The following is a 17485-nucleotide window of genomic DNA, read 5'->3' as shown; positions in this document are numbered from 1 at the left end:
TCCTCAGTCTCAAACGGCTTAAAACACAACACCAGCTTGGAAAATTACATTGGCGTAAGGTGTACACTCACCCGTTCTTACTACGGCACGGCTTTGCTGCGTACGCGTTTTGAATTCTTCATGTGGCACATAGACCACCGAAATGGTTTTTCCTGTCTGCTCTTCTTCAGCACGCAGCTCAGCAATCAGAGTTTCATGATGCGCAGGACTGACGGAAGCAAACTCTTCAGCGATGATCACCCCTTCTATTTGCGACTCTGAAAGAATCACTCGCACTGTTTCCAGAAAGCTCGGCACTCCATGAGTCAACGCGAGATCCACACGCTGCACCTGCTCAGGAATCGGCAAGCCTGCATCACATATCGTGATTTCATCAGTATGGCCTAGTGTCGCCACGAGGTAAGAAAGTTCAGAGTTTATCAGGGTACTTTTTTTCATTTCATCGACCTATCGATTACACGTTCAAACTGCGTTGAGTTTCTATTTCGTACTGGATTCGTTATTAACAGAAAACTCATCGAAACGTTTCGATGAAATCATAATCGTTGACATCAGTTTTGCGAGTCACTCATCTTTAGAGTGTGAAACGGATCCTTAATTGATGATTTTAACAGCGCCAAACAGTGACACAATTCACCAAATTTGATGCATTTCTTAATGCAACAAGCCATCGAATAAGCCGTAAATTACACACTTGAGAAGCAAATTTGGGTATAGTGACGCAAACAAAAAATTGAGAGAAACGATGAAAAGAATAGTTTTCGTTCTTGCTGCAATGATAGCACTGAGCGCATGCCAAGAAGAAGTCGGCACACAGAAATGGTGTGACAACATGCAGGATAAACCAAAGAGCGAGTGGAATGCACAAGGAGCGCTAGACTTTGCTAAGCACTGTGTTTTTCAGAATACGGTCGGTAGCGAGGCTTGGTGTCAGGACCTAGCGGATAAACCGAAAGGCGAGTGGACGGCAAACGAAGCCACCAGCTACGCCAAACATTGCATTCTGTAGGTGCGAAACGACCTAGAAGCGAAATGTCATCCGCTTCTAGGTAACTTGCGTCATGATTTGGTTAGATTCGACGATGAGGGGTCATTTCACTTCCAGCTTCTGATACATTCCCTGTATTACTTATGACTACAAAAACAATCAGACCTAACTATAAATAGGTTCAACAATGGCTAGAAGGTTTAAGAAATGGAAGAAAAATCATTAGAATACGCAGGGTTCTGGGTGCGCCTTGGAGCCTCACTTATTGATACCGTCCTCCTACTACTGCTGACTACCCCACTCATGCACTGGGTATATGGAGAGCTTTACTGGAGTTCAGAGGATTTCTTGTTGGGGGGTTGGGATCTCGTACTTAACTGGGTTTGCCCGCTTATCGCAACCGTCGCATTTTGGATGTATCGCTCAGCCACACCGGGCAAAATCGCACTTAAGCTGGAAGTGCGTGACGCAGATACAGGTGAAAGGCTGACTTTTTCAAAATCTGTTCTCCGTTATGTTGCGTATTACGTCAGTGCAATTCCTCTTTGTTTAGGCTTCATCTGGATAGCTTTTAACAGCAAGAAGCAAGGCTGGCACGATTTGATTGCCAACACAGTCGTGGTCAGAGTCGTGAATCAGCCTGCAAAGCAAGCAGAGTTTCTAGGATAACGATGACAAGGGGCATGGCTCGCCCCTTTCCCTATTGCGACCTTGTAATCCTTACACTTGTCGACCAATGGAGTAGTACTGAATACCTCGATTGGACAAGCGCTCTGGCTCGTATAAGTTGCGTCCATCAAAAATAACCGCTTGTTTCAAAGTCTGCTTGATAAAATCGAAATCTGGCGCTTTGAAATTCTGCCATTCCGTACAGATGATCAATCCATCTGCCTGATTGAGCGCCGCTTCCTTCGTCCCCATTAAACTGAGCTTTGAACAAGAGCCGTATATACGCTGCGCTTCTTCCATTGCTTTGGGATCAAAGGCCTGAACGTTGGCGCCCGCCTCCCACAGCGCTTCAATTAATACACGACTCGGAGCTTCACGCATGTCGTCGGTACGTGGTTTAAATGCCAGCCCCCATAAAGCAAATGTTTTGCCTTTCAGCTCCGCCTGTCCACCAAAGTGTTCTTGAATTAAATCGAATAATTTACGCTTTTGATAATAGTTGACGTTCTCCACCGCCTTTAGAATGTCACTGCTGTAACCAAAACTTTCGGACGTTTTGATCAGAGCTTGGATGTCCTTGGGGAAACATGAACCGCCATAACCGCAACCAGGATAGATAAAGTGATAGCCAATACGCTCATCACTGCCAATGCCTTTGCGCACATCCTCAATATTTGCTCCAACACGTTCCGCAATATTCGCCATTTCATTCATAAAGCTGATCTTAGTTGCCAGCATGCTGTTCGCCGCGTACTTAGTTAATTCCGCTGATTTTACATCCATAAAAATCAGTTTTTCATGATTGCGATTGAACGGCGCATAGAGTTCACGCATCAGTTCTTTGAGTTGCTGATAGCGCCCATGATGTTTGTCTACGCCAACAATGATTCGGTCTGGGCGGGTACAGTCGGTAACTGCGGTGCCCTCTTTAAGAAATTCAGGGTTGGACAACACCGCCACGTCCAACGAGTTCAATCCTCGACGGGCCAGTTGAAGCTTAATTTCACACTCTACAGCTTGAGCGGTTCCCACAGGCACCGTGGATTTATTGATCACCACTTTGTCTTCGTGAATGTACTTACCAATTTCTGACGCGACCGCGAGTACGTAGTTGAGATCAGCAGAACCGTCTTGATCCTGAGGAGTACCAACCGCAATAAATATAACATCTGACCGATCCAGTTCATGCTCTGCACTAACCGTGAAAGTGAGTCGTCCAGCAGAAGCATTCTCGGCAACCAGCTTTTCTAGTCCTGGCTCATAAATGGGGATAACGCCATTTTTCAATTGTTCAACGCGCTCTTCATCCACATCGATGCAGCACACATTATGCCCCGCATCACTCAAAACTGCGGCCTGTACCAGCCCCACATAACCGCTTCCAAAAATTGCTACTCTCATTGTCATACCAGCTTTTAATATCACCAGCACTCAGTGTCTCGGGGAAAAATGACAAGCCGCTTAAGTTTTTGAGGCAATAATTTTACAGGCGTATATGAATCAAACTGAGAAATAGGGATTGGAGTTATTGAGCCGCAGCAGATCCAATAGTATCGAGAGACAGTGCAATGCGAGTACCTTTATTCACCTCACTCTGAACATTAATCGCGCCAGCAAGTTTCTGTGTACAGATGTTGTAAACCATATGTAGACCAAGGCCTGTGCCACCTCTTGCTCGTAGGGTAGTAAAAAATGGCTGAAAGATTTTCTTCTGATTTTCCGGCGCAATGCCGACGCCATTATCCTCAACAATGATGTCGATACGATTGCTGGATTGGTGCACATTCACCATAATCACGCGTTGTTCTTCGTCTTGCCCGCCATTGAAGCCATGCAGTGCACTATTGTTGAGCAGTTCTTCGACCACACACTGCAGCGAAATCGGTGGCAAATATGCCTGCAATGTCTCTTCACAATCAATTTCAACCTCGATCGATTTCTGCAATAGCGTATCTTTAACATGGAGAACCGCATCATTAAGCATGGGTTTAAGAGCAATCAACTTAGGCTCTTCTGTCGTCATTTTCTGATTGATTTGTTTAAGCTTACTGACTAAATCAACCGAGCGTTCGATATTGTTGACTATCATTTCAACACATTCATTGGCGACGTTGAGAAAACGGTTCAAGTCATCAGTGGTGATAGTACGTTCAGCAAACTTCTTCGCCACTTCATCAAGCTGTTCACTGAGAACAGAGAGGCTCGTAACAGAGATACCCAGCGGAGTATTAAGCTCGTGTGCCACCCCAACAACCATCCCAGTCAGCGCAGACATCTTCTCCGCTTCCATAAGTTGATCTTGAGTGCGTTTAAATTTCTCGATGAGCGTTTGAATCGAGTGCTCACTGGTTTCAATTTGCATGGCTTGATTTTCAATTTCATCTTCCACTTCATCAATCAGAGAGCGCAAACTAACGATCATCGAATGAAGTGAGTTCGCCATAACGTCCTTATCACTACTCGGAACAATATCGACATCATCAAGATTGCCTTTTGCGACATGATGTAGCACTTCGATGTTGGCCTCTAACCTATCCATTAGGTGATTAAAGGAAATGGCAACATCACCCGCTTCCGTACCGATTTCTACAGGTACACGCTTAGAGTAATCACCATCCCGGCTGATTTCCTCTATGACTTTGAGTGTCTCTAGCCAACTCATCTTAATGCCATGCTCTGTGACATTCAGACCAAGCTTCTCGTCCTGAAGCGATACCCGGTCGAGATGGAAATACTTCAACAGTTGAAAACACGCATAGGAGTTGGCGCCAGACCAAAACAAAATCACCAGAATACCAATGATTTGCACCATCACATCCCACACCAGATCCCCGTTTTGCGTCAGGCTCAGAGAATAGCCAGTGTAAATGACGCCTAAAACACCACAGAACAAATGCACCGGAGTTGCTCCGACCGGGTCATCTATCTTGAGTGAGATCAGGATTTTTTCGCCGTAGTAGACGGTGAAAGATGCGAGAATACCCAGCAAGACTACTTCATACGTATTAAAGATATTCGCACCAGCCGTCACTATCACCAGCCCCCCAAGCACACTATTCAGAGTGACGAAGACAGGCACATGCTGAGATCGATGAACAAGAAGGATGGTAACGAATCCAGACACGGCGCCGCATAACAAGGTATTGAACAGTACAATGGGTACACGGGCATCAAATTGGTAGAAGCTGCCGCCATTAAAACCTAGCCAAGCAAATACCATTAGAAATACCCCTACCGTAACCAAGGTGTGATTATAGGAAGGGATCTCATTCACTTGTTGTGGGGTCATAAAGCGGTCTTTACGCGGGCCAATAATGATGGTGCCGATTAAACCAATCATGCCTCCAACAACGTGAACGGTCGCACCGCCAGCAAAATCCTGAAAGCCGAGTATGTAGAGCCACGAATTGGGGTTCCAAGTCCAGTAAGACACCACGGGGTAAGTCAAAATACCGATGAAAGCCGACGTATAAATGTAACCACGAAAGCTCATTCTCTCGGCAACACAACCTGAAACAATGGTTGCTGCGGTTGCAACAAACATCAGATTAAACATGACAACGGGCAAGTGTTCATTGGTGAGTGGGAAGGTATCAAATGATAGTAGTGAGCTGCCCTGAGCTAAGTGAAAGCCAACGAAAACATACACAACAGACACCACGAGAAAGTCTGCCATGTTCTTCATCGCAACATTGACAGAGTTTTTCGCGCGAACACAACCTGTTTCAACTAAGGTAAAGCCAGCTTGCATGAAGAAAGCGATACAAGTGCAGACCAGCAACCATAGAAGAGACACAAAGTCCGTCCCAGCCATACTTACCTTTAGAGTTATTATTTCCCTACTTATCAGTAAGCGTAGTCGATGACTACGAACTCTGATACATATCAGTGATAATTGTTAAAACGCATATTTAAGCCGTGGTTGGTCTTTACCAAAAATTGACCAATAAAGTGTGGCAGCCTGTTTAAGAATTCACTAAGATAGTCGGTGTTGTGGGCACGTATCTCATCCCACTGTTCCTATTTCGAAGTGCCTAACTCTGTTTTCTTACCTTTGGAATAGGCTCTCTCATAACTAGAAGCAATTTGTGTATTCATATGGACCAAGATAAGTTTACTCATATCTATCGCTTGCCGACTGCGACGCAGATACGTATTGCCAAATGGCAGCAGACATTCAACGGCACCTCTGATCTGGTCATTCATCAGGCGATTGAAACTCGTAATAAGCAATATCGTAAGCCTAACTTTTTTCCATCTGGTTGGAGCGTAACGCTGTTCGATAAAGAGGATATCTCGATCACCAATCATGGTAAGTACATCCAGACTGCTATGCGCACCATGCTTGATCGAAAAGTGTCTTATAAACGGATCTATTTGACTCGCCTGCCGCTTGAAGAAGCTGAGCCTGCGTTGAACAACTTTAAGTTGGAGTGGATTTCGAAGCACAACCGTGTTGCACGTAAGTACAACCAAATCAAGAAGAAAGAGTTTCTTCGCTACGCCCGTGAAGAAGAAGAAACCTTGTACCCTTCTATCCCAAAAGGCGAATTCGACCGAGCCTTGTGGAACAGACTGGTAATTTCAGAGCTGGGTCCACAAAAGAAATTCGATAATCCTTATTTCGTCAAGAACGCCAAAGTTTAAAAAAAGCAGCCAGATGGCTGCTTTTTTATCACTCATATTTATCCATAATTTCCTGATACAAGGTCTTTCCTGACTGACCTTTGGTGCTCTTCAGCATATCCACACCCTTTTGCAGCTTAGCTCGTACTTCAGGTTTCACCCCGACGTTGAATGCGAAATAGATCAGGCCTTCTCTTACAACATAAACCGCTTCGAACAAATCCGGATCTACTTCAGCTTGCTTGGACCACCACAACGCCGCACGGTGGGCATAAACAAGAAGATCGATACGCTTTTTCATTAGCTGCTCAGCAAGCGTTGTCACATAGTTAGCTTCTTGCATTGAGTTCCTTGGCAACCCCATTGCCAGCAAGGTTTGCTCACCAATGTCATCTCTGATGACCCCGATACGGTAGTTGGCCATGTCCATTGGCCTTTCAATCGTAATGTCCGCATCTTTTCGCGCCAAAACGACGATTTGTATCTCAGCTATGGGGCCAACCCAATTAAACAAGGTTTCTCTATGATCTGACCGTGTCGTCGAAAACAGTACCGAGTCATCATGAGTCAGCACAGTGCGGTATGAGCGGGCCCAAGGTTGTAAAGTCACCTGTGACATATCAATTTCTTCCCCCACCATTTTGCTTGCGGCAAGGAGGATTTCCACGGCATAACCTGTAATTTTATCGCCTTCCATGTAATTGGCAGGAGGATAAGATTCAGTAAAGAATGACAGCTCACGTAGGTCATCGGAGTATCCGGCCACAGATACCGAAGAGAAAGAGGTAGACAATGCAATGAGTAGTGACAGAAGAGAATACATTCGCTTCATGACAAACTCCCAGTTAGTGAGTACTTTATAAAGTTAGCCCACACAACGGGAGTTCTAAAGAAAAATAGCGTATTTAAACCAAGCCATTGCGCTGTAACCCTCTACGAACCCCATTGCACATCTTACCAAAGCGACGAATTTCATCGAATTGAGGCGCAATACCACGCTCCATCGCCGACTCCCAATAGGTCAGTTCAGAATCAACTAGCTCCAGTAGCTTTTTGGGGCAACCCACACAGTTGCCCTTTGAACCGCAAACAAAAGTCTCCGGTGCGTATAAAGGCAGTTCTTGCTTCACTTGCTGAATGATGGATAGCATTGCGCTCTTCCTATCGGGCTTTTTGCTCATCGCTTACTTCGGCGTTCATAAAGAATGCAGGAAGTATAATGCGCCTACAGACAATGCCAATACCCATTAAGAATTAGTGGTTACTAGCTTAGAACCGCGTTTCCTCATGAACGGTCGGCTTGGAGCCTTAACCACCAAGTAGACTGCGGCCGCTGCCAGCACAAACCCTAGCATCCCTAGGCCATCGAAAGACTCACCAAACACGAGCCATGCTTGGATTGCCGTGGTTGGAGGCACAAGATAAAAAACTGAAGCCACTTTCGACGATGCGCCATTTTCCACCATATACAGCAAAAGCAGAATCGCAACGCAAGACAACACAACAACAAGCCAAGTAAGCGTAAGAATGAACTCTGTTGTCCAGTTGACTTCCATTGTCTCAAAACGCATTGCATAAGGCAGGAATAAACAAGCTGCTGCCAGATACTGGACCATAGCACTGCCTACCATATCAGCCCCTTGGCAAAAGCGTTTTTGGTACAAGGTACCCAAAGTGATCCCAATCAGCGACAGCACACACAGCGCGATGGCGGCAAACTTATGAGTTTCCTCCTGCCATTGAGTTTTACCAATCAAGACTAAGCTGATACCGACAAACCCCAGAGCTAATCCTAACCATTGCGACACTTTGAATTGTTCGCGGCTGAAGGCGACTAATAAGATAGCAGTTAATATCGGCTGAATGCCGACCAGAAGAGAGCTCAGCCCCGCCGGCATTCCTAGATCAATCGCAATATAGGTGCCACCTAGGTAGAAGCCATGAATCAAAACCCCGACCACGCAGCTATGCCAAAACAGCTTACCTTGGGGTATGGCGCGACGCAGTAAAGCAATCAGCAATAAAAAGAACCCCACATTAGCCAACATGCGAATAGTGAGTAATGTCGCTGGCTCCGAATATTGTAGGCCCAACCTAGCCCCAACAAAACCCGATGCCCAAAGCACCACAAATATAAATGGGATTAACCTCACCAACATGTCATTTCCTCTGGCTTTTTCTCTCCAATTAGCGCTACTTTAATAAGGGACAGATAAATCAAAAAGACACAGATTGAGTATTTTTAATGGGTACAGATTCATTAGCCGACAATAAGTTTGTTCAAGTAGAGCACTACATTCGTCAGGCGATTCACAATGGTATTTATCAACCTGAAGACAAACTGCCATCGATCCGCCAGCTGGTTGCCGACCTGAACGTCAGCAAAAATACCGTCATTCGCGCCTATCAAGAGATGGAAGCGGAAGAGCTCATTTACGCGGTACCCAAATCAGGCTATCGCGTTAAAGCTACCCAACCAAGGGAATTGCAGCAGCAGCCACCTCAGTCCGTCGATTTACTGTCTGTGTCGAAAGAGATCCTCAGCTACCCGGAGGAGAAAGAGTTGCTACCGACCGGCTCTGCTCACCCAAACATTAAGACTCCAGCCATCAAGTCGCTGTATGCGGAAATTGGTCGTCATAGCAGAATGCAAAGTCACATGCCGAGTCATTATCAACTGCCTCCGGGCAATGACAGGCTCATCAAACAGCTGACAAAAATCAGCCGTGATCTTGGTGTCAAAGCCAATCCGAATGATCTAGCTATCACTCACGGAGCTCAACAGGCAATCAGTCTTGCACTTCGCGCTCTAACCACACCCGGAGACATCGTCGCCGTGGAATCCCCCTGCTACTTTGGTAATTTGCTTTTGATGGAATCACTTGGGCTAAAAGTGGTCGAGATTCCGAGTTGCACCCGCAATGGTATGGACCCTAAAGCGCTCGAAAATGCGATTCAGGAATGGCCTATTGCCGTGATTCTCATAACGCCCAATTTCACTAACCCGACGGGGTCACGAATACCTGAAGAACGGCGCATTGAACTACTCAACGTTTCTAAAGATATTCCAATTATCGAAGACGACGTTTTTGGTGCACTGGCATTTGATCGTGGCGTATTACCACTGAAAACACTCGATAACCAAGATCGGGTTATCTACGTAAATTCATTATCAAAGATGCTCGACTCCAGATTGCGAATCGGTTGGATTCTTTCTGGAAAATATCGTTCAGAGATCGAGAAGTATCTGATTTGTGACAATATGGGCAGCTTGAACCTGATTCAATCCGCCGTAGGCGAATTTCTATCAACAGGAAAATACCGACAGCATATCAATAAGATGCAACGTACCTATCAGCAAAACAACCGCCGTTTCAGCCTACTGCTTACAACCGCGTTAAACCGCTATACTGCGCTCCGTAACAGTTACCACTTATCTCAACCACAAGGGTCTTTTCTGGTTTGGCTTACCTTGCCCGAGACAGTGGACAGCTTCGCCCTCTATAAGGAATGTAATAGGCATAAGATCAGCATCCTACCGGGAACTGTATTTGCAACCGCGGAGCAATTTCGCCACTGCATCCGTTTGAGTACCGCTAACTTTGAAGATACTCCGGAATGGCATCAAGGCATCGAACTGTTGGCCAAACTGATTCACCGACAGGTTATCGAATCTAGACAACACGTAACTAGGGTCTGTTGACCTTAATATAACTCACTGATTAAACGTTTAAATTTTTCCGTCACTCTCGTATATTAAACTCGACGGAAAACCCATCACATACAAGGATGACATCACCATGACTCCCATCACTGCACAAGAAGTACTGTCATTTTGGTTTGAAGAGTTAGAACCTAAAGACTGGTTTGTAAGTAGCGAACAGCTAGACAATACGATCACACAACGTTTTGGTGACCTATTGCAACGTGCGGCGCAATCTGAGCTTTACAGCTGGCGTACCAACGCTCTTGGTCGACTGGCGGAAGTCATTGTGCTCGACCAGTTTTCACGTAATGTCTATCGTAATACGCCCAAAGCTTTTGCTCAGGACCCACTGGCATTGGCGCTGGCACAAGAGGCCATCGCATTAGGTAAAGATGCCGAGCTTTCGCCGACACAGCAGTCTTTTCTCTACATGCCGTTTATGCACAGTGAATCTTTGTTGATTCATGAACGTGCCGTTGAGTTATTCAAAGCACCGGGCATGGAAAACAACTATGAATTCGAGATCAAACATAAGGTCATCATCGATAGGTTTGGTCGCTATCCGCATCGAAACGAGATACTAGGAAGAGAAAGTACTGCAGAAGAAATTGAATTGCTAACTCAGCCAGGCTCTAGCTTCTAGCTTCGATAATGAGTACGTTTCTCGCAGGTTTTACGCTCGGCCTTTCATTAATCTTGGCCATTGGGGCGCAAAATGCGTTTGTCCTTAAGCAAGGAATCAAACAGCACCACGTGTTTTTGGTCTGTTTGATTTGCTCGCTTTCAGACGCCATCCTGATTTCTGCTGGTGTTGCAGGGTTTGGCTTAATCGTTGCGAAATTTCCTTTGATTGAACTGGTCGCCCGTTATGGCGGTGGCCTGTTTTTACTCTGGTACGGTCTGCGCAGCTTGTACTCTGCTTATACGACAAATCACGCCCTCAACCCTGCGGGCGATTCAACACAAAGTGCTTTAAAAACGGCATTGATGTGCCTAGCTTTTACTTGGCTAAATCCGCACGTCTATCTGGATACCGTCGTATTGCTTGGCTCCATTTCTACCCAATACGAGCCGAATAAATTGCAGTTTGCTCTTGGAGCCGTCAGTGCCTCATTTGTATTCTTTTTCAGCCTTGGATATGGCGCTAAACGCCTGATTCCCGCTTTCCGCCATGCTCGGTCATGGAAAATACTCGAAGCGATCATCGGAATCATCATGCTTGTGCTAGCGTATAACTTAGTATTCTGATTTTAGGGAGTCACCAACATGATTGAAGTGACAGGGTTAGATCATATCGTTCTACGCACGAGTAATCTCAAAGGTATGCTTCACTTCTATCGAGATATTCTCCACTGCCCCATCGAACGTGAGCTTCCAGAACTTGGCTTAACACAACTTCGCGCAGGCAGCGCCATCATTGACTTAGTTTGCGTCGATAGTGAGCTGGGTAAACTGGGTGGTAAAGCGCCCAGCCAGAATGGTCGCAATGTCGATCACTTCTGCCTTCAAATCGCGCCACTAGAAGAAAACAATCTGCTTAACTATCTCGACCAATGGGGCCTCACCTATCACCCCTTTGCAGAACGCTACGGTGCTCAAGGCTTTGGTCGCTCAATATATGTTCATGATCCAGAAGGAAATGTGGTCGAGCTCAAAGCGCAAATATTGACTTAACACTATCGCTACATTTCTTCTATCATCTCTTTTAATATATGCACCTCATTGGTTAAAAGGACTGTGCTGTGCGTATTGCAATATTGGATGACTATCAAGATCAAGTTCGTCACTTAGAGTGTTATAAAAAGCTGAATGACCATGAGGTCACTGTTTTTTCCGACATCCCCTCAAACGAGAGTCAACTGATCGAACAGCTACAACCGTTTGAAGTACTAGTGCTGATTCGAGAGCGCACCATCATCACACCGAATCTACTTAAAAACCTGCCAAACCTAAAACTCATCAGCCAGACCGGAAAAATCAGCAATCACCTTAACCTAACGGATTGCGATCAGCATCAAGTGGCCGTTGCCGAAGGCATTGGTTCCCCTATTGCTCCGTCTGAGTTGTGTTGGGCATTAATTATGGCAGCCAGTCGCCATATTCCTGCTTACCTCGAGCAGTTCAAGCAAGGGCACTGGCAACAATCTGGACAGCCTAAATTAGGGCGAACACTAAATGGACAAACCCTTGGCATTTGGGGCTTTGGTAAAATCGGACAACGCATTGCTAAATACGCTGAAGTGTTCGGAATGCAGGTGATGATCTGGGGCAGTGAATCCTCCAGACAAAATGCCGTGGAGATGGGTTACCAAGCCGCAAGCAGTCGAGAAACCTTTTTTGAACAATGCGATGTGATTTCACTGCACCTGAGACTTAACGATGCAACACGACACATTGTCACTCAGAAAGATTTAGACGCAATGAAGTCGGATTCGTTGCTGGTTAACATCAGTCGGGCTGAACTCATTGAGCCAAATGCGCTCTATCAGACACTAGCTACGGCTCCAACCAAACAAGCCGCGGTGGATGTTTTTGAGTACGAACCAGCAACGCAAGACAATGAGCCTCTACTGAGTTTACCCAATGTGGTGGCAACACCCCACTTAGGCTACGTCGAGCAAGGCAGTTATGAGCTCTATTTTCAACACGCCTTTGACAACATCCTCTCCTTCGCTAAAGGTGACTATAGCAACATCGCCAACGCCTATATTCTGGAGTAACGGTCATGATCACGCTCATCAACGGAGATATTACACAAGCTCAAGTAGATGCTATCGTCAATGCGGCTAACCCGAAGATGTTGGGTGGCGGAGGCGTCGATGGTGCAATCCATAGAGCGGCAGGCTCAGAGCTCCTGAAAGCCTGCCAGCAGATAGAAGCCGTTGATGGTGTACGTTGTCCATCAGGCCAAGCAAGAATCACCATCGCAGGTAAACTAAGCGCGAAATATGTTATTCATACTGTCGGCCCGATTTATCACCAAGTTGCTAATCCTGAACAAATATTGCAATCTGCCTATCGTGAATCGCTTAAGCTGGCACTTGCTCATCAGTGCCTAAGCATTGCCTTCCCAGCAATTTCTTGCGGCGTTTATGGTTATCCATTACAGGAAGCCGCCGAGATTGCGCTAACGGTATGCACAGAGAGCCAATTTGCTCAGCTGGATATTCAGTTTTACCTTTTTGGTGAAGAAATGATGACCATCTGGCAACACGTTCAGAACACACTCATTCAGGAACAATCATGATCAGACATATTCTACTTATTCAATTTAAACCGAATGCTTCATCACAGCAGATTGATGAGCTGAAGGCTTCGTTTCTATCCATGCCAGCCAAGGTTGAAGGTGTCGATAGCGTAGAATGGGGGCTCAATGACAGCCCAGAAGGGAAAAACAAACACTACACCCACTGCGTGATGATGACGTTTCCTGACGAAGCAGGTCGAGACCGTTACTTGCCCCACCCAGAGCATGATGCTTTGAAAGAGATCTTCAGACCAATCCTTGAAGACATTGTGGTGTTTGATTATACGGTGTAACGCGATGAACCTTTTACAATCCATCCCTGACGATCTATCAGAAGAAGTGTTTGAAGACCTCCTGTCCGGTCAATCTTTTCGCCTTGAGCGCATCGTCTCAAAGGGGCAAAACTCCGAGCCAGATTTTTGGTATGACCAAGACGAACATGAATGGGTCGTGGTGCTAACAGGCTACGCTCGCCTCCAGTACCCTGGCGGTAAGGAAGTTGAGCTAAGGGCTGGTGACCATATCAAAATACCGGCCCATACTAAGCATAGAGTGAGCTACACCACGCCAGATGAAGAAACGATCTGGCTGGCCATTTTTTATAAGGACTGAGCATGATCTCCTGTAACCAATACGATTACATCGAAATAGCCTGCCTCTATCATATCCCTGTTCGGTTGGTGACGGAGTCGGGCCAGATTGTTGAAGGTAAAGCGATAACAACCAACTACGATGCCCATCGAAGGGAATCCATTGTGATCGCGACAGCAACGGGTGAAATACAGCTACCGACCGAAACCTTGGTTTCTATGACAGCCTTGATAGAAAACCCACATTTCAAAGACATAAAATTCACTCAGGTGAGTTAGTGCTAGTACAACCTTCATTAGCTTGATGTTAGACTGAGCGCCTATTTCATTTAGTGGTCAAAAGGTAATTTGATGAACCCAATTCTAGAGACGTTGAAAGAGAACAACATCAGCGACGAGCAAATCAACGAACTATTTCAGACGTTGACACAGAACCCTCTAGCAGCCATGGCAACCATCAGCCAACTTGGTCTGCCACAAGAGAAGCTACAACTTCTTATGGGCCAAGTAATGCAAAATCCAGCGCTAATCAAAGAAGCAGTTGAAGAGCTTGGTTTAGACTTCTCTAAAGTCGAAGAAGCAAAATCGAAGCTTCAGCAATAAGCAAAAATCTGTTTGGAGAAGCCGCCTATCTTTTGATTGGCGGCTTTTTGATATCAGGAGGACTTTGATAATCAGATTGGTTTCTGGCAACACTACTCAATAATGACATCGAATCTCATCGACTGAAAAATCCATCTACTCTCCCAGATGAATCACTCAACTCTTAATCCAATTTGAGTGTATTTACCTCTCGATTGTCACGCTCTACAAATTTCTAATATTGAACTTTTTCTCTCACCAACAATCATATGTTATAACATAACAAAACCATCATTCTTGCAGTACAAATGAACAAACTCGACGGCTTCCTCAAGCCATGTATACGCCTTATAAAACAAATCTCTGATGCTGGAAATAACTTCTCCTCCGCTTACCGTGGTCGTATTCAAGAAAGTTGGGGCAATAAGAGCTGGCTTTTTATCGCAATGATTATTGCACCCTCAGTGCAGGCTCACCCTCACTCTTGGATCGATTTGAAGACCTATATTCAAGGCAAAAACGGAATGATCACCAGTTTGAAGATGGAATGGACATTTGATGCGATGACATCCGCCTACATGCTAGATGGAAAAGACATGAGCGCTAAAAATGAGCAGTCATCTTTGCAAGAGGTCTCCACCTCTGTGCTAGAGAATATGTTGTATGAACACTACTTTACCTATTTCTACGATGGTGAAACGCCTATCAAATACAAAGTCGCTCAGAATGGCTCTCTAACCCGTGATAGAGCCAAACTCGTACTGAGCTTCGAACTGCCTCTTTCAAAACCACAACCCGTGACACGAGACTCTCTACGCTTACTTATTTTCGAACCCAGTTACTATGTCGATATGGCTTGGAAATCATCCAATGACGTGGTTTTGTCTCCAGAACTGGAACGACAATGTGATTTAGAAGTGATTGAACCCAACCCTACTCCTGAGCAGATGAGCTATGCCATGTCATTACCAGCGGATGCAGACCCAGATAATGCATTAGGTCAACTGTTTACCCAGACCGTCAAAATCCACTGTGCGAGCATCCCTTCAGTCTAAACATGAATCATGAGTACAAATATGAAACCGCTGACGATTAATGCTCCTGCGCGTCAAGAAAGCACTCCTTCACGCCCTTACCAAGCTTGGCTGGTCGCCCTTACAGTCACAGTAATACTCGCCTTAAGCCTTTACCAGCTCTGGCTCGCATGGCCTACACTGGTCGTAAAAACGGCGCACTGGCAAAGAGAGGTCAATAGTCAGCTTGCAGACTTACTCTATGATGCAAAAGAAAACACACTCATAGCAGGTAGCTATCTGATTGGCTTTAGCTTCTTGTATGGCATGCTTCATTCGCTTGGTCCCGGACATGGAAAAGTGATTGTAACCACATACTTGGCTACTCACCCAACTAAAGTAAAAGCAAGCTTAGTGATCACTGTGGTTTCCGCCATGCTTCAAGCTCTGGTCGCTATAACCTTGGTAACAGTCTTAGTCTGGGGGTTTAATGCGTCGATGCGGGTAGTCAACCAGCAAGCTTCGCTTTTCGTCACATTCAGCTTCGGTCTGGTCGCCTTATTCGGTGGGTTGATCATGTACAAAGCCCTGAAAAACATTTATAAGTCGATACGCAAACCAAAAATTCGAGTGAATTCAGTAACACCGCTCGTCGTCACTTCCTCAGGAGAGCTGTCACCGATTGGGAGAAGCCCTGTAAGCAACATCACTCCGCCAATACACCAGCATAGCGATACGTGCGGTTGTGGTCATAACCATGTAGCTGAAGCCGATGCCATCAATCGGGCGTCCACTTGGCGAGAATATCTAGCAATTATTACTACGATTGGCATACGACCTTGTACTGGTGCCATTATGGTGCTGCTTTTTGCCAATGTTGCAGGGCTATATTGGATGGGTGTCGTCAGTGCCATACTCATGGCTGTAGGCACTGCTCTTACTACATCTTTGATTGCTATTATGACATTGACTGGTAAACATGTGGTGAAACGCTATCTGGTCAATAACAGCAGTAAGAATGAAGGATGGAACCTTGCTGGTGCTTATGTCCAACTTATTGGTGGCTTGCTACTGATAACTATTGGCCTTCTATTCATGGCCGGAGAAAATTATGGAATGTCCCCTATTTTCTCCATCTAAAACGTCAAACGGACAGGAGCGATTGGTATCTGCGGCTGTGATCATTGTGTGGAATTACCAACTTAAGATTATTAAATTCAGTAATCCTTAGGCGACGTTTAAAAGTACTTGTTATATATCTGTTGGTACTGGCTTTGCGTGTTCCCACTACCTTTCGCTTTCAACGCCATCAAAGCAGATTGTAGTGTTTCAATTTTACTTAACTGAATTTTTCTATTGAATGAAAAATACAGCTGGCCATCCGCAAGTTTATAAACCGATTTAAACGCTTTCTGCTCATAGCCTGCTTGTGTAATCCACCAGCGGGCGACATTCTCCTCATAAGCAATAAAGTTAAGCTCTCCGGTACTTAACTTTTCAATTAATTTTCGCGCATCATCACTTACATATAAGCTTTCTTTAGGAAAACCCATTTCAAGTAAACTTTCCTCTCCAATATCTTTCCTTACCACACCAATTTTGTACGAGTATAAGTCGGCTAAATAATTCACTTCTATATCATTTGACGACGTCAGGATTACAATACTTGTTGCGACGATAGGCCCGACCCAGTGAAAATCATTTTCTCTACCAATGGTTCGAGTCGTGGAAAACAGCGCAAAATTGGGTTTCTTTTGCGCTGTTTTATACGCACGTTGCCAAGGTAATATCTTGATTTGGGAGGTATCAAGGTCCGTTCCCGCTATTGCATACATAGCTTCAAGCACATCCACGGACATCCCTTTAAGCTTACCGTTATCAGAGTAGTTGTAAGGTGGGTACTCTTCTGTGACATAACGTATGGCGCCATCATCAGCGTTAGCAGTCACCGAAATAAAAAGTATGACCACTAATAGAATTTGTATCTTTTTCATAATCATCGCTTCACTTTAGTACTAAAATCATAGCTGTAATTGATGGTGTTCGTAAGAACAATATCCTGAA

Annotated in this window: 22 protein-coding genes; 15 read left to right on the top strand and 7 right to left on the bottom strand. The window is 45.3% G+C overall.

Features of this window, described 5'->3' with window-relative positions; genetic code table 11:
• Positions 1-18: 18 nt before the first annotated feature.
• Positions 19-438 (bottom strand): D-ribose pyranase, encoded by a 420-nt coding sequence (rbsD, locus tag F0265_RS10945; RefSeq protein ID WP_095571478.1) that lies wholly within the window; start codon positions 436-438, stop codon positions 19-21.
• A gap of 307 nt (positions 439-745) precedes the next feature.
• Here rbsD and F0265_RS10940 point away from each other — a divergent pair, with 307 nt between their 5' ends.
• Positions 746-1009 carry a DUF3012 domain-containing protein gene (locus F0265_RS10940; protein WP_171748906.1) on the top strand — a complete coding sequence of 88 codons (264 nt, stop codon included), beginning with the start codon at positions 746-748 and terminating at the stop codon, positions 1007-1009.
• 186 nt (positions 1010-1195) lie between these two features.
• Positions 1196-1657, top strand: a complete 462-nt coding sequence (locus tag F0265_RS10935) for an RDD family protein (RefSeq protein WP_171748905.1) — start codon at positions 1196-1198, stop codon at positions 1655-1657.
• 51 nt (positions 1658-1708) lie between these two features.
• Here F0265_RS10935 and F0265_RS10930 read toward each other — a convergent pair whose 3' ends face one another.
• Positions 1709-3058: a UDP-glucose/GDP-mannose dehydrogenase family protein gene (locus tag F0265_RS10930; protein ID WP_171748904.1), complete on the bottom strand. Its 1350-nt coding sequence runs from the start codon at positions 3056-3058 to the stop codon at positions 1709-1711.
• A 124-nt stretch (positions 3059-3182) separates the two neighbouring features.
• The gene (locus tag F0265_RS10925) at positions 3183-5471 is read right to left on the bottom strand and encodes an ATP-binding protein (RefSeq protein WP_171748903.1); all 2289 of its coding nucleotides are present in this window, start codon (positions 5469-5471) and stop codon (positions 3183-3185) included.
• Between the two features lie 284 nt (positions 5472-5755).
• Between F0265_RS10925 and F0265_RS10920 the strand changes: the two genes are divergently transcribed.
• A complete protein-coding gene (locus tag F0265_RS10920) occupies positions 5756-6304 on the top strand; it encodes a hypothetical protein (RefSeq protein WP_171748902.1) in 549 nt (182 codons plus the stop codon).
• A 28-nt stretch (positions 6305-6332) separates the two neighbouring features.
• Here the strand turns inward: F0265_RS10920 and F0265_RS10915 are convergent, their stop codons facing one another.
• From F0265_RS10915 to F0265_RS10905, 3 genes are all read right to left on the bottom strand, one after another.
• The gene (locus F0265_RS10915; RefSeq protein ID WP_171748901.1) at positions 6333-7115 is read right to left on the bottom strand and encodes an ABC transporter substrate-binding protein; all 783 of its coding nucleotides are present in this window, start codon (positions 7113-7115) and stop codon (positions 6333-6335) included.
• A 73-nt stretch (positions 7116-7188) separates the two neighbouring features.
• Positions 7189-7464: a hypothetical protein gene (locus F0265_RS10910; RefSeq protein WP_155759913.1), complete on the bottom strand. Its 276-nt coding sequence runs from the start codon at positions 7462-7464 to the stop codon at positions 7189-7191.
• Between the two features lie 66 nt (positions 7465-7530).
• Positions 7531-8442 carry a DMT family transporter gene (locus F0265_RS10905; RefSeq protein ID WP_171748900.1) on the bottom strand — a complete coding sequence of 304 codons (912 nt, stop codon included), beginning with the start codon at positions 8440-8442 and terminating at the stop codon, positions 7531-7533.
• An 86-nt stretch (positions 8443-8528) separates the two neighbouring features.
• Between F0265_RS10905 and F0265_RS10900 the strand changes: the two genes are divergently transcribed.
• The 12 genes from F0265_RS10900 (at position 8529) to F0265_RS10845 (ending at position 16561) form a co-directional block, all read left to right on the top strand.
• Positions 8529-9986: a PLP-dependent aminotransferase family protein gene (locus F0265_RS10900; protein WP_171748899.1), complete on the top strand. Its 1458-nt coding sequence runs from the start codon at positions 8529-8531 to the stop codon at positions 9984-9986.
• Between the two features lie 97 nt (positions 9987-10083).
• On the top strand, positions 10084-10632 hold the full coding sequence (locus tag F0265_RS10895) for a DUF924 family protein (RefSeq protein WP_171748898.1): 549 nt from the start codon (positions 10084-10086) through the stop codon (positions 10630-10632).
• An 8-nt stretch (positions 10633-10640) separates the two neighbouring features.
• Entirely contained in the window at positions 10641-11237 is a 597-nt protein-coding gene (locus tag F0265_RS10890) for a LysE/ArgO family amino acid transporter (protein ID WP_171748897.1), read from the top strand.
• A gap of 18 nt (positions 11238-11255) precedes the next feature.
• Positions 11256-11663, top strand: coding sequence for a VOC family protein (locus F0265_RS10885; RefSeq protein ID WP_171748896.1), 408 nt, complete (start codon positions 11256-11258; stop codon positions 11661-11663).
• 68 nt (positions 11664-11731) lie between these two features.
• On the top strand, positions 11732-12709 hold the full coding sequence (locus F0265_RS10880; protein ID WP_171748895.1) for an NAD(P)-dependent oxidoreductase: 978 nt from the start codon (positions 11732-11734) through the stop codon (positions 12707-12709).
• A 5-nt stretch (positions 12710-12714) separates the two neighbouring features.
• Positions 12715-13236, top strand: coding sequence for an O-acetyl-ADP-ribose deacetylase (locus tag F0265_RS10875; RefSeq protein ID WP_171748894.1), 522 nt, complete (start codon positions 12715-12717; stop codon positions 13234-13236).
• A complete protein-coding gene (locus tag F0265_RS10870; protein ID WP_171748893.1) occupies positions 13233-13529 on the top strand; it encodes a Dabb family protein in 297 nt (98 codons plus the stop codon). The genes F0265_RS10875 and F0265_RS10870 overlap by 4 nt, the downstream gene beginning before the upstream one ends.
• Before the next feature lie 4 nt (positions 13530-13533).
• Positions 13534-13848: a cupin domain-containing protein gene (locus F0265_RS10865; RefSeq protein WP_171748892.1), complete on the top strand. Its 315-nt coding sequence runs from the start codon at positions 13534-13536 to the stop codon at positions 13846-13848.
• 2 nt (positions 13849-13850) lie between these two features.
• Positions 13851-14105 carry a Rho-binding antiterminator gene (locus F0265_RS10860; RefSeq protein ID WP_021455364.1) on the top strand — a complete coding sequence of 85 codons (255 nt, stop codon included), beginning with the start codon at positions 13851-13853 and terminating at the stop codon, positions 14103-14105.
• Positions 14106-14177: 72 nt separating this feature from the next.
• The gene (locus F0265_RS10855; protein WP_006960580.1) at positions 14178-14429 is read left to right on the top strand and encodes a DUF2999 family protein; all 252 of its coding nucleotides are present in this window, start codon (positions 14178-14180) and stop codon (positions 14427-14429) included.
• Positions 14430-14854: 425 nt separating this feature from the next.
• Positions 14855-15463 carry a DUF1007 family protein gene (locus F0265_RS10850; protein ID WP_253809450.1) on the top strand — a complete coding sequence of 203 codons (609 nt, stop codon included), beginning with the start codon at positions 14855-14857 and terminating at the stop codon, positions 15461-15463.
• 21 nt (positions 15464-15484) lie between these two features.
• Complete coding sequence (locus F0265_RS10845; protein WP_253809448.1) at positions 15485-16561, top strand: nickel/cobalt transporter; 1077 nt, start codon at positions 15485-15487, stop codon at positions 16559-16561.
• A gap of 98 nt (positions 16562-16659) precedes the next feature.
• Here the strand turns inward: F0265_RS10845 and F0265_RS10840 are convergent, their stop codons facing one another.
• Positions 16660-17415: a transporter substrate-binding domain-containing protein gene (locus F0265_RS10840; protein ID WP_171748890.1), complete on the bottom strand. Its 756-nt coding sequence runs from the start codon at positions 17413-17415 to the stop codon at positions 16660-16662.
• Positions 17416-17485 lie beyond the last annotated feature (70 nt).

This window comes from Vibrio sp. RE88, assembly GCF_013113835.1.
GTDB lineage: Bacteria > Pseudomonadota > Gammaproteobacteria > Enterobacterales > Vibrionaceae > Vibrio.
This window is presented reverse-complemented; position numbering and strand designations above follow the sequence as displayed.